Source organism: Flammeovirga sp. AWQ4_249, assembly GCF_056161045.1.
The window spans coordinates 19475-34200 of record NZ_JBSWYJ010000028.1 but is presented as its reverse complement, the minus strand read 5'-3'; the positions used below and the strand labels follow the sequence as shown (position 1 = coordinate 34200).

Here is a 14726-nt window from a genome sequence, read left to right as displayed (position 1 = left end):
ATTTAGTTGCCCTCCATTGGGTTTAATGGAGACTTCATATCTTTTGAAGTTACCATGTAGAAGTAACGAACTTCTTCACGGAAGTGATCTAAGATATGTTTTGCTTTTGTAGAACCTGTACGGAACAAGTAGCTACGTAAGATACGTTGTAAGTAGAAACGCCCTTCGTCTCCCTCATCTGTATCTATACGTCTTGCCTTGATCAATTCCTGGTTCATTTTGTCGATAAAACTATTTGTTTTGTCATAAACAAATGCCACACCGCCTGTCATACCAGCACCGAAGTTATTACCTGTTTCACCAAGAATAACCACTGTACCTCCAGTCATATATTCACAAGGGTGATCACCTGTACCTTCAACAACTGCTAAAGCTCCAGAGTTTCTTACGGCAAATCTCTCACCTACTTTACCTCTTACGAATAATTTACCCCCAGTAGCACCGTATAAACAAGTGTTACCAGCAAGTGAACGACCTTCAGACTGACCGTCTCTTGGAGTGATGATAATGTGTCCACCACTCATACCTTTACCTACATAGTCATTACCTGTACCTCTTAATGAAAGCAACATACCATGACTTAATAAACAACCAAATGATTGTCCTGCAGTACCTTTTAAATTGATTGTAATTAACTCTTTTGGTAAACCTTTCTTTCCGTGGAATTCAGCAATTTGTCCTGAAATTCTTGCTCCAAAAGAACGGTTAGTATTCACAATCTCTTTGTTCAAGACAGTTCTATAATGAGGTCCTTTAATGACTGGCATTAATTCCTCTAAAATATCTTGTTCAAATTCGTTTGGATCAAATGGATCATTCGAATCTTTTTCTCTGATGTTTTTACCTTCAGCATAGTATAAAACATCTTTGAAATCGAATTTTTGAGCAAACTCATCATCAACTACTTTTAATAAGTGTGTATGACCGATGATTTGATCCATTGAAGTATATCCTAATTCTGCTAAGATTTCTCTTACTTCTTGGGCCATTGCTTGTAGGTATGAAACCACACCTTTTACAGTACCCATGTAGTATGCTCTCAATTGTTCAGATTGTGTAGCAATACCTACAGAACATTTATTCAAGTGACAAACTCTTAAGATTTTACAACCAATAGTTGTCAATAATGAAGTACCAAATGCAAAGCTTTCAGCACCGATCATTGCCCCTTTCACAAGGTCAAGACCTGTCTTAAGACCACCGTCAGTTTGTACTTCTACAAAATCACGAAGACCATTTACTTTTAATGCATTGTGAGCCTCTGCTAAACCAAGTTCCCAAGGGTTACCTGCGAATTTGATTGAACCTAACTGAGCTGCACCAGTACCGCCATCAGCACCTGAGATAATGATTTTATCTGCATATGCTTTCGCAACACCTACTGCAATTGTACCTACACCTGCAGTAGACACCAATTTCACACAAATACGTGCTTTTGGATTTACTTGCTTTAAATCAAAGATTAATTGTGCTAAATCTTCAATCGAGTAAATATCGTGATGTGGAGGTGGTGAAATAAGTGTTACACCTGGAATCGTACATCTTAATGTCGCAATCAATGGAGTTACCTTTGAACCTGGTAACTGACCACCTTCACCTGGCTTCGCTCCTTGTGCTACTTTAATCTGAATTTCTTCAGCATTTCTTAGGTAATGAGGAGTGACACCAAAACGACCAGAAGCAACTTGCTTAATCTTAGAGTTTTTGATTGTACCAAAACGTTTTGGATCTTCTCCACCCTCTCCAGAGTTTGATTGACCACCGATTTGGTTCATTGCTTGAGCTAGTGCTTCGTGTGCTTCAGGCGAAATTGAACCTAAAGACATTGCTGCAGATGTAAATCTTTTAGTAATTGCCTCAATTGGCTCTACTTCAGAAATATCTATTGGCTTACGATCAGATTGGAATTCAAAGAAGTCACGAATCATTCGAAGACCTCTATTATTAATCTGATTCTTAAGATCATTATAATCTTCAGATCTACCTGTTACAGCAAATTTACGAAGTTGTTTCGCTACTGTTGGAGCAAAATCGTGGTATTCACCGTTTTCAGCATATTTGTAGAATGAACCTACTTCCAAAGGATACATCTTTTTAATGTATCTTGTTTTGAATGCAGCTTTATGGTAAGATTTGATTCTTTCTTCAATATCTGAGAAACCTAAACCAGGAATTAAAGCTTCAGATCTTACAAAACATTGCTCAACAATATCACGGCTTAAACCGATAGCATCAAACAATGATGAGTTTTGGTAAGATTCTACTGTTGCAATACCCATTTTAGACATAATTTTAAGAAGACCAGCATTTAAAGCTTTTTGTACTTTAATTAATGACTTCTTACGAGACATGTATGAGTCTGCACCTAAGTTTTCAGAGATTTGTAATGCTGTACCAAATAATAAGTAAGGATAGATACCTGTCGCACCCATCGATAATAATACTGCTGCAGAGTGTGAATCATGTACTTCACCTGTAATTGCAACAATTGATACTTTTGATCTTAATCCTTTTTTAGCAAGATAATTACTTACATAACCTATTGCCATTGGCATAGGAATTAAGAATTTATCTTTACCCAAATTACGATCGTCTAACATTACGATTGCAGTATCTTCGTCTCTCACTGACTGTTCTACTTGCTCTCCTAGTTTATGAAGTGAAGTTTCTAAATCACTTTTGAAACAGGTACTGAATGTTTTAGAATTGTATTGATAATCATATAATGGATCTCCTTCAGTACCAAATCTTCTTAGTACATCAAAGTGTTCATAACTTAAAATTGGAGACATTGATTTCAAACGATGAGCATTCATTGGCCCATCAATCAGTACGTTATTATTTCTACCAAAAGTAACTGATGTTGACATTACCATCTTCTCACGAAGTGGATCAATCGGAGGGTTAGTTACTTGTGCGAATTTTTGACGGAAATAATCTGTAAAGTTTCTTTGCACTTTACTAAAACAAGCAAGTGGAGTATCATCACCCATAGAACCAGTATCTTCTTTACCAGTTTCAATCATTGGACGAATTACTTGCTCCAATACCTCATTTGTATAATTATGGTAACGTTGCTTATCTATAATATCATCATATCTATAGTCTTCCATTGACAAGAAATTTTTGTCAACGTGTTCCATTAGATACGCACTGTTTTCATGAATCCACTTACCCCAAGGGCGAGCTTCTTTTAAGTAGGTATTTATTTCGCCATGCTTTAAAATAGTTCCATAACGTAAATCAATACCAATCATCTGACCTGACTGAAGTTTACCTTGTTCTTTAATGTTAGGCTCCTCTAAATCGATTACACCATACTCAGAACTGATAACAATTCTATCGTCATTCGTCACAATATATTTTGCTGGTCTAAGACCATTTCTATCCAAGATACAGGCTAAGTGACGACCATCACATAAATTTAATGCAGCTGGACCATCCCATGCCTCAAAATTACTTGCAGCATACTCATAGAACGATCTTAATTTAGCATCTAAATTGGGAACATTTTGCCAAGGTGCAGGCACTAATGAACGTGCTGCTTGAAAAAAGTCCATTCCTGCCGTTACTAAGAATTCAAACGCATTATCTAATGATGCACTATCTGAACCTCCTGGTACAAGGATAGGGAAAATTCTATCTAATTCTTCTTCTGTGAATACCTCAGATTTTAATACTTCTTGCTTGATAGAGAAGTTAAAACGGTTGGCTTGAATAGAATTAATCTCACCATTATGAGCTAAGCATCTGAATGGCTGAGCCAATCTCCACTGAGGTAATGTATTTGTTGAGAAACGTTGGTGGAATACCGCAAACGACACTTCGAATTCTTCTTGACTAAGGTCAATAAATAATTCTTTAATATGCGTAGGCATTACCAAACCTTTGTAAGAGATTACTTTTTCTGAGAAAGAAGGAATGTAAAAACCTTCATCCTCTTTTAAGGCGTGCTCTACCTCTTTTCTAGTAAGATAAAGAAGTGCAGAGAACCTTTTAGTAGACATTAATGCATTTGGAACTACAAAAGCCTGTACAATTTCAGGTAGTAATTCGAATGCTTGTTTACCTAACACTTCTGTATTTAAAGGTACCGTTCTAAAGAAAAGCACTTTTAAATCATTTCTTTCACAGTATTCAGAGAAAACTTCTTTTTGTTTTTCTGCATCTGTTAAAAACATCATCGCCACGGCATAACGTTGTGGCAAATCAATTCCATTTAACTCAGCCTCTTTTCGCATAAAACGATCAGGCATTGAAAATAAGAATCCACTACCGTCACCACTCACTCCATCTGCTGCAATCGCACCACGGTGAATCATACGTGACAAGGCCTCAATAGCGTCTAAAGTCATTTGCCTTGAAGGATTTCCTTTGTAGTTGGCGATCATACCAAATCCACAATTGTCCTTAAAGGCGGTTAATCTGTGTTCCATAATAAAGCGTCTTCCGATTTTCGATAATTGTTGTTCCTTGAGAAGTCGGTTTGTTAGCTGTAGTAATAATTATTGTAATATTAGAAAAGACTAAAAAATCTTAGGGTTATATTACATGTCCGACAATGTCTTCAAAGAATCCCGTTCACAACACTTTCAAATATAAGAGTATATTTTATTAAATCATCAAAAAAATGAGCATTTCTATGAAAATTTGTCATTAATTGACTATTCTTTCACAAAAATACTCATTAGCGTTATATATATAACATAGTTTTTTCCTTAGAAAAAATTGTACTTTTTACGCTATATTACAAAATTAATTGCTTTACTATTTTGCCTCTTCTTCTAGAATTGATGTAAAATGCTCTTTATCTAACAACGTAATTGACGATCTTGTATAATCCAAAATATTCATCTTTTTGTATTTACTCATAGACTTTGATACTGTTTCTCTAGAAGTACCAATAAGTTTAGCGATATCATTTTGAGAATAATGGTGCTTGACTGTTTGAGAATTATCAAAATCATCTTCAAAAAGATCTTTAATAAATTCTAGTAAACGTAATTCAGCATCTTTACATACTAATATTTCTAACCTTCGCTCAATTTTTTTAACACGAAGACCGATTAATTTATAGATATACAGACCAAAACGTTCGTTTTCTCTCATCAACGTCCTCATTTTATCAATTGATAAGAGACATAAAGCCGTTTCGTTTCCTTCTGCAATTGCATATTCCTCTCTTTTGGTTTGACCGAGTAATACTTTCTCCCCAAAAATTTCTCCTTTGGATAGGATTAGTTTAACTACCTCTTCTCCATCAGCATTGTACTTGCAAAGCTTGACTTTGCCTTTGCTTACAAGAAATAGTTTTTGCTCATCATCCTCAGGGAAATAGATAACTTCACCTTTTTTAAAGAGTAATCCATTTTTCTTGAAATAGTTATCAATTTTTGTTGGGCATAAAATTGAATAGAGGTCAAAGTTATGCATTTCCCAAAATTCCTCCATAGTGTTAATTTATTTATTAAAGTACAAAAAAAGGTAGTCCGTTTCAAATTTAACTGACTACCTTTTAATATGCTACTTTTATATATTATGTTTTGATAGGTGGTTCTAACATTTTGAACAAACTATAATCATACAAATCTTTATCCATAAGATGTGAAGGGGATACATTTTTAATAGAATTAAAGATAATTTCGGTTCTATCTGGGTAATTCTCTTCCCAATCTCTCAACATACTCTTCACCATCTTACGTTGTAACTTTGGTTGTGAACCACAAAGATTACAAGGTATAATTGGATATTGTCTAATTTCTGAAAAAACTTCAATGTCTTTTTCTTTACAATATGCCAATGGACGAATGACAATATGCTTCTGATCATCTGTTTTATAAATTGGAGGCATTGCTTCTAACTTACCGCTAAAAAACATATTTAATAAAAATGTTTCAACGATATCATCCCTATGATGACCTAATGCAATTTTAGTAACACCTAATTCCTCTGCTGCAGTATACAATGTTCCTCTTCTTAATCGTGAACAAAGACTACACATGGTTTTCCCCTCTCCTAATTTTTCTGTTACAATAGAGTAAGTATCTTTATTCAAAATTTTATAATTCACACCTACTTTATCAAGGTATTCAGGTAATATATGTTCTGGAAAACCTGGCTGTTTTTGATCTAAATTAACGGCAATAATCTCAAAGTTATATTTTTTAGTACTTTGAATATGCATTAAAATATCCAACATTGTATAGCTATCCTTTCCTCCAGATAAACATACCATCACTTTATCACCATCTTCGATCAAGTTATAATCATCAATGGCTTTCCAAACATTTCTATGCAGGCGCTTTTGAAGCTTAACCTGTTCTGGAGTAAATTCTGCTGTCATTTAATTCAAATTTTCCACAAAGTTAAAATAAAGATTCTTAAACTAATCTTAATCAACACTAGAAAATTATTAATCAATTTAAATAGACAAAGATAAACTACTTGACAACCACAATTTTCTGAGGTTTCCCTACTTGTTCACCCTCATTAAAATGTCTGATATAATAAATACCCATTGGCAGATCCTTTAAACTGATAGAATAGGTATTGCCTGTAAATTCTCCTCTTAATACTTCTTGACCAGAAGTTGATGAAAGTATCCAAGTACAATCATAGAAGAAATTTGGGCTCTCTATATTTACAATATCAGAGGTAGGATTAGGATAAATCTCCCACTGTAAGTAATTATCTTCTATACTCGTTACATTTCTAGGTTCTGTAGAAACCAATGCTGAAACATCTTTTTTTATAGCTTGATAAATCTCTTTAGTGACATTATCCTGAACAAAAACAATTACTTCTGCGTGGTCAGTATCATATACTTGAGGATTATCCCAAGCTACCGTAAATACTTCTTGACTACCATTTGACCATGTTCTACCAAAGAAACTTGTACCTTCAGAACCTGGAGCTGGACTCATTGATTTCATTACATCATAATGCCTTTGTTGTCCCATACTAACTTCAACGCCAAAAATCTCTTTCTCCACTGTTACTATATGTACAACTATTTCTGATGAATCCGGTAAGAAGGTATCATTAGAAGTTAAAGTAACTTGAATAGAATCAGGGTCTCCTGGATTTGGTAATGAAATATCTATATCAAATTTTGGATCTAATAATGCTCTTGAAGCTACAATATTTTCATAATTATTGATGAAATCTTCAGTATGATCTTTAAATCGATTACCATCTACAATTGTACTAGGTGCATAATTAATTCCATAATAAAATTGTCGACCACTAGAAGGTTCTGGGTTATCTAAATTTAAAGAATCACTTTTGCCATCTACTCGAATATGATAATTTATGGCAAATACATCTAAATCAATATGATTTAAAACAGAATCTAAATCAGGTAATTCTCTACTATCATCCAATTGCCCTGCATTAGTCATCGTTTCAACAACAACTACTTTTTTACGGTTACCAATAAAAATATTATCAATGGCAACCCCTTCATCTTCAAGATCTGAATTAGATTTAAAAGCAAATCGTAATCGAAGATGTTCTTCACCAATAAACTGGTCTAAGTTATGTCGAATTGATCTAAATTCTCTGAAAATACCTCCTGACTCTTCAGTGTTACCTGTCCAACCTTTTGATTCCGTAATACTTTCTTTTACTTGATGTCCTGGGTCGGCAAGAATATCCGAGCTATTGAACCAATTAATTGGATCTTGAACATCGCCTAAAGCATACCAATTCTGCCCAGAATCCAAAGAATACTGTAATGTCACACCATCAATATGGGCCTCAGCATCCAATTGCATATCAAAGATGATCATTGGCCTACTTAATCCTGATAAATCAAAAGAAGGTGTATTTAAATAAGAATCTTCACTGACATTATAATCTGTGGTCAGATTTGTCACCCATACATTTGTATTACTTATAATGTTTTCTCCTTGTGCAATACCATGTTCCCAACTTGATGAAATACCTCTATGTACCCATCCTCCATCAGAAGAATTAAAATCTTCAAAATATTCATCTTCCTCATTTGTAAGGTAAACTCTCGGTATAACATATACTGACTTGACTAATCTTCTAGAACAGCCCCTTTTGGTTGTCACCATTAATGTTACATCATAGACACCAATATTCTGATATTCGTGAGATATTGCTCCATTAGGTAATAAATCTGCATCTAAAGTCATTACAGTTCCATCTCCAAAATCCCATTGCCAAGTATCTAAAGTATCTAAGGCATCTGGAGTAGACATTTCTGTAAATTGCATTTCAGCACCATGTTCAGATATAAACCAATCAAAGTCAATATCTGGTGGGTCCCCAATAAAAATACTTTTTGTTGTTGAAATATTGGTACAACCTTGATCTGTCTGAACAGTTAAGGTTACATTTTTAAAACCACTGGAAGTAAAAGTATGCTCATAAGAAGCAGCTGAATCAACATCAGTAATAAATTTTGAACCTTCTCCTACTCCAAAATTATAGAACCAACTCACTATTTGTGTGGAGTCATCTAATGTGGTTAAATCTCTAAATTGAACTGTTTTTGTATCACAAAAAATATCATATTCAAATTCTACTTCAGGCACATCTACAATTGTAAAATTTCTTTCAACAAAGTTTACACAACCATTAACATTTGTGTATGTATATCGAATTGTATGGTCTCCCAATGGGGAATTTTCTAATACAATTTCATTATTAGTACGAATTAATGCTCCAGTTGATGAAGTTAGAACACCACCAGTAACTGTAGTAATAATTAATGGATTATCATCACTTTGACAGAAAATTTGACCTTCAGTTATACCGAACAAATCAAATTGAGGTAATGGATGGACATTAATATCTAATTGTAATGCCTGCCCTTCACAACCTAGGTGAGTATCGGTTACATAATAAGTATATGTAGTTGTTGCTGTAACAATTGTTGGATCTGTTGGTGTAAAAGTATTACCAGTTCCTACTAGTGTCGTAAGAGAAGCATCATTATACCATCTCACATTTTCCACTATACTAGATACAATCATTGGTTGTAACATATCCCCGGAACAATAACTTAAAGTAGCTGCTACGGTTGGAATCTCAGACCTTTTATTAATAGTTATTGTTACTTGTGTAGTATCACTTTCACAACCATTTACCGTTTGTGTCACATAATACGTTTGGGTATAATCCGTCAAACTATTTGGGTCTGGAGGCGTAAATGAGGTATTTGTAGATACAATACTTGATAATAAAGCATCATCATACCATTTAATATTACTACCTGAAGTTACATTAATGGCATTAATAACATCTCCAGAACAATATAAAGGGTTCGTTGAATCAACTGTTGGCTTACTCGGTGTTGGATAAACAGGAATATCTACTTTTAATGCAGGTCCAACACAGCCATCTGCCGCCGTTTGAACCACCCAATAATTTAATGTATCTAGTGTTGGATAACTTGGTGCATTCATCATAGGGTCAAAAACATCAGACGTTCCTACTCTCATTGTTAAAGCTGCATCAGAAAACCATTCAAAAGATGCACCAACCTCACCTGTTGCAGTTATGGATTGTAATACCTCCCCCTCACAATATGGAGATATTGCATTTACAGACAATGATGTCGGTAAGGCATTTATATTAATATCAACTTGACTAGTATTACTTTCACAACCACTCAACATACTAGTTGCATAAATAGAAACAACAGAATCATTGAGTACATTAGTACTAAAAGAAGGTAGATAGTTATTACCACTACCTAATAACATTGTACCTGCTGCATCAGAATACCATTTGACATTGGAACCACTTGCAATACTAATACTAGAAAGAGCTCCACCTGAACAAACCAAAGCTACAGGATTAAATGTAGGTGCATCTGGTGTTTTATAGATGGTAATAGTAATTGGAGTAGGCAAGCCCTCACAACCATTCTTAGTTTCAGTCACATAATAAGTTACTGTTGAATCAGCTGATACATTTGTATTTATTGCTGGAGTATAAGAATCACCAAAACCAACTTGTGAAGAAAGTCCAGAATCAGAATACCATTTTATGCTATTACCAGGCGTTGCAACGGATAATGCAGATACAGTTTCACCACTACAATAAGAAGTTTGGTTACTCAATGACAAAGTAGGCGCTACTGCCTTTGGATAAACAGTAATATCTACTTGTAAAGGAGCTGAAGTACACGATTCTGTATTCGTTTGTCTTACCCAATAACTTACAGTTGTCACTACAGAAACTGTTGGAGCGTCATTTGGTGTCAATGTATTTGAAGTACTTAAGATAGTCGTAAAAGTTGCATCAGAAGACCATGCAAATTGAGCCCCTGTAACACCTGACACTTCTAAATCTTGCAAACCAGTATCTTGTGAACAATAATCTGGCACTGTAGATACTAATGTAGGAGCCACAGGAAGTGGTTTTACATATAATGTATCATGAACTTCTCTAGTACATCCTTCAGTATTTTCATATGAATATGTAATAATATGCATGGAATAGTCACTTGTACTTGTTTCTCCTGCATTAGTTGCTGCAACCGAAGGATGAAATAATATAGTTCCATCCATTTGGGTTGTAATACCTGAACTACCTGTATCAATTGACCAAGTTACACCCGTTCCTGTGTATGCCGCACCTCCTTCCATTGGCGTTATTGTAACATCTCCTTCACTATAACAAACAGAGTCAGAAGCTGAACTTCTCGCTAAAGTTACTTCATCATATCCAAAAACTGTTACAGTAGAATCAACTGAGTTTAAACAAGAATTTCCATCTGTATATGTAAATGTAATAGTAAAATCTTCATTCAATTCGAACTCATCCATATTGGCCAAAGCTGGAATAAAAGCTCCTGTACCATCTCCATAACTAATTATCGCTCCTGATAAAGCATCTGAAGAAGAGAATGTTCCAGAAGACACATTTGACCCACCTGACTTTCCTTGGAGAAAAACAGTATCTGCATCAAAACAGAAATCTCCATCATCACCACTGTCAACATAATCAAAACTGACTGTTGGTAATGAATTAATAGAGATTGTAACAATGTCAGAAGCTGCACAACCATTACCATCAGTATAATTATAAGTTAAAGTATGATTACCTACTGTTAAACTTGTTGGAGAAATTGTAATTGGGTTTGTTGTTGGTGGATCCGAATTTAATGTAAATGTACCATCCGTAGTTAAACTACCATTTAGATTTGCTGTTACATTAAAATCACCATCATCTGTACAATAATTTAATTGCGTCAAATTGATATCTACAACATGATTTTTAGTAACAGTTACTGCTTGTGAAACGCTAAATTCAACAGGAGTTGGGTTAGAATCCTCATAAACAGCTGTAATTGTTACTGTTTCATTTTGACCATCAGAAGTTGAAGTCACAACTGTAGATGGTGTAAAAGTAGCTCCTGAAGGGACACCAGACCCAGATGTACCTGTACCTTCAAATCGTACTAAAGTGTATGGTGGCGTTCCTCCAACAAAAGAAGGAGTACCTCCTGGGATTGATAAAGATACCGCTGCATCATCTTCGCAATACAAAGGATTTAAGTTAATTACACTAGCACCATCATATACGGTAAAAGAAACTTGCTCAACTTTTTCACACCCTCCTTTTGTAATATGATAATTTACAATGTGAGTTCCTTGTCCAGCTAAATTTGGATAAAAAGTATTATTTCCTGCACCATCATCTGTGCTTACAACTCCTGTTCCTGAACAATAAAAATCTTCACCTGCTCCTAAACCAGTAACATTTAATGCAACACCTGTCATTTGTTGATCACTATAGTTAGTCGTTGTAGGAGATAAGCTATAACCTGTTGCATGAGCAGGAACTGTAATTAAAGCTGTAGCAGTCGAAGTTGAGGTACAGTTACCTGAAGTCACAACTCTTCTAAATCGATAAGTACCAGCTGTTGAAACACTACTTATTATATAAGTCTGAGATGTCGCACCTCCAATATTTGTGTAAGATCCACTATTAAAACTCTGTTGCCATTGGTAACTGTAAGTAGAATTACCGCCAGACGGTGTTGAACCAACTAAGACAATTCCATCATTAATACAGACCAAAGTACCAGATGTATTTGTTACAGTATTACTTGAAATTGAGTTTGTCAATGTATATGAAAGAGTATTAGAAAAAGAAGTACAACCTCCTGAAGTAACCCTTCTTCTAAACATAAATGTTCCAGCTGTAGATTCTGTGACATTATGTGTATATGTGGCTGATGTACCAGAAGTATTGGACCATGAAACTCCACCATCTGTACTTTTCTGCCATTGGTAAGTGTAGGAAGAATTACCTCCTGTTGGTGTTGAAGCAGTAAAAATTAATGAATTTGCTGCAATCGATCCACAATAACCCGAAGCACTAGAAGAACTGATAGTATTTGATGAGATATCTGAATTAATATATACTGTTACTTCATTTGAAGTATGATTTATTCCTTCACTAGTAGTAATTCTTCTGTATTTATAAGTACCATTTGTTAAGCTAGATGTTTCTACAAAATCTTCTCCATAACTTCCTAAACTTGAAAACGAACCAGAATTTTTCTTTCTTTCCCATGAGTAAGTATATACACCAGAACCTCCGGTAGCTGAAGATCCATTTACAGTGAAATTCTTAGATCCAGATGCACAATAATTCACTGTACCTGGAGCGGTTATAGCATTTGATAATGCAGGGAATAAGTAATTAGAAGAGCTATTTGTAGTATAAGTTACAGCTGAAGAACTATTACCAGCTTGATCTTCTACTGGAATAGAAAAGGTAATTTGAGAAAATGAACCTGGTGATGTAAAAGTTCTATTAGCAGTGTAAGTTAACCCTGATTTCGATGGTGTTACAGATGATCCATTAAATGTAACATTAAATGATGATTTTAATGTCTCACTAGCAACAAAAGTAATTGTACTTTGATTACCATTAGCTATCATTGAAGAATTTGATCCATTATTAGATGTAATAGTTACAGAAGTTAAGGTAGGTGCTGTCGTATCTATCACTAAAGATTTTGTAGCTGTTGTTCCAACATTACCATAAATATCTTCAGCATTATAAGTCAATGTATGATTACCTTCTGATAAAGTACCTAGGGTTACATTTTGATTGGATGAACTTATGGCAACCCTAGCGACTTCTCCATCAATACTACTAGAGATGATTAATTCTTTTGAATCTGAAGTATTTAAACTTGTAAATGAATAAGTAGGTGTAATATCATTTGTTTTATTATCACCAGAATCTCCTGAATCTGATCCAGACGTTAAAGTTGGAGATGTTAAAGCAGAAATTGTATTTACTTTTACATTAACATTGACCGTGTTTGAGATAGATGAAATATTACCTGCTACATCTGTTGCTTTAACACTATAACCATAAATACTACCTGATGAAACCAAAGATGAAGTAATGTCATCATCACCTGTACTTGTTGCTGTTCCTTTTGAATTTCCTCCTTCTGATAATTCAAGTGAAGTTCCTGACTCAGAAATAATATTAAAAGTTGGTGTTGTATCATTAGTTTTTAAATCTGAATCACTTCTACCTGTATCAGAAGTAGATTTTAAAGATAACGTTGGAGCAGATGGAGAAGTTGTATCAATCGTAAATTGTAATGCTGATGAATTCCCACTTTCATTACCAGCTGAATCCTCAATAAAACATATCAAATTATGAACACCCTCTGACAACGTACTTAAAGTAAATTCTGTTGTTGCTGTAGAATAATTAGCTCTACCTACTTCACCATCAATATCACTTTCTATAACTATTTCATTACCAATCTCTAAAGGAAGTGAGGAAATCGAAACAATGGGCGTTGTATTAGAAGTAATTCTATCTGAAGAAGATGAACCTGTATCATTTATAGCAGTTGCCTTAAATGTTGGAGTGCCTGGATTTGTTGGGTCAGTTGTATCGATTGTAACATCAACTGGAAGAGTGGTAAATGTTATATGACCATTTACATCAACTCCATATGCATAAATTGAATAATCTCCATCAGTTAAACTTGATGAAACTATTAGACTGTTAGAACCTGTCCCTACAGTAGTGCCTAATGTTGTAAACCCTGACTTTAAATAAATAACATTAGATGCTGTTGAATTAGTAGTAAATAATAAAACATCTGAACTGGTCACACCATCACTGTCTGATTCTCCAGTATCAGATATTGTATTTAAGGATAATCTTGTAACATTACTTTCTAAAGAAGCACTCGTATCTATAGTATAGGTATCTGCTGATGTAGTTGTCAAAGGAGTATAAGTCAATGAAAACTCATCAGTATGATTATAATTATCTCCTAAGTTTACATAAATAGAATAATCAGTACCTGCTGTATTTTCAATAACAGTGATCTCCACAGAACTCGTAATATCGGTACTAGAACCAACTTCCTCAACTGTAAATTGAGTATTTAGGGGTGATAATGTAGTACCCTCAAAATCCCAAGCTAACACTACACTCTGAGTTGATGCATTTCCAACTCTTGTGAATGTTGTAATAGATTGAGCATTAATATTATTAACTATTAATGATAATAATAAAATACAAAAGTATAGTTGTAATGGGTTTTTGTGTTTATTCATAACTCAGGTTCAACAGTCATACTATCAATAAACAAAAAAATTAGATAGTCAAAAAGAAAATCAACATATAACACTCTTAATATCAGGACAATAAAAGGAATATAAATGAAAAATATTAAAAGATTACTATTATGTGTT

Annotated in this window: 4 protein-coding genes; all 4 read right to left on the bottom strand. The window is 34.3% G+C overall.

Translation table 11 applies throughout. From position 1 onward, the window contains the following. Positions 1–2: 2 nt before the first annotated feature. Positions 3–4436: a glutamate synthase large subunit gene (gltB, locus tag ACXAHM_RS18250; protein ID WP_474962816.1), complete on the bottom strand. Its 4434-nt coding sequence runs from the start codon at positions 4434–4436 to the stop codon at positions 3–5. A gap of 331 nt (positions 4437–4767) precedes the next feature. Then, on the bottom strand, positions 4768–5451 hold the full coding sequence (locus ACXAHM_RS18245) for a Crp/Fnr family transcriptional regulator (RefSeq protein ID WP_474962812.1): 684 nt from the start codon (positions 5449–5451) through the stop codon (positions 4768–4770). Positions 5452–5536: 85 nt separating this feature from the next. Continuing rightward, positions 5537–6343: a tRNA 2-thiocytidine(32) synthetase TtcA gene (gene ttcA, locus ACXAHM_RS18240; RefSeq protein WP_474962809.1), complete on the bottom strand. Its 807-nt coding sequence runs from the start codon at positions 6341–6343 to the stop codon at positions 5537–5539. A gap of 97 nt (positions 6344–6440) precedes the next feature. Then, positions 6441–14588: an Ig-like domain-containing protein gene (locus ACXAHM_RS18235; RefSeq protein WP_474962806.1), complete on the bottom strand. Its 8148-nt coding sequence runs from the start codon at positions 14586–14588 to the stop codon at positions 6441–6443. Between the last annotated feature and the right edge of the window lie 138 nt (positions 14589–14726).

What these genes read in the sequence shown, in the direction of transcription:
- gltB (WP_474962816.1), bottom strand. Translation starts at nt 4,436, where the DNA reads ATGGAACACAGATTAACCGCCTTTAAGGACAATTGTGGATTTGGTATG.
- ACXAHM_RS18245 (WP_474962812.1), bottom strand. Translation starts at nt 5,451, where the DNA reads ATGGAGGAATTTTGGGAAATGCATAACTTTGACCTCTATTCAATTTTA.
- ACXAHM_RS18235 (WP_474962806.1), bottom strand. Translation starts at nt 14,588, where the DNA reads ATGAATAAACACAAAAACCCATTACAACTATACTTTTGTATTTTATTA.
- ttcA (WP_474962809.1), bottom strand. Translation starts at nt 6,343, where the DNA reads ATGACAGCAGAATTTACTCCAGAACAGGTTAAGCTTCAAAAGCGCCTG.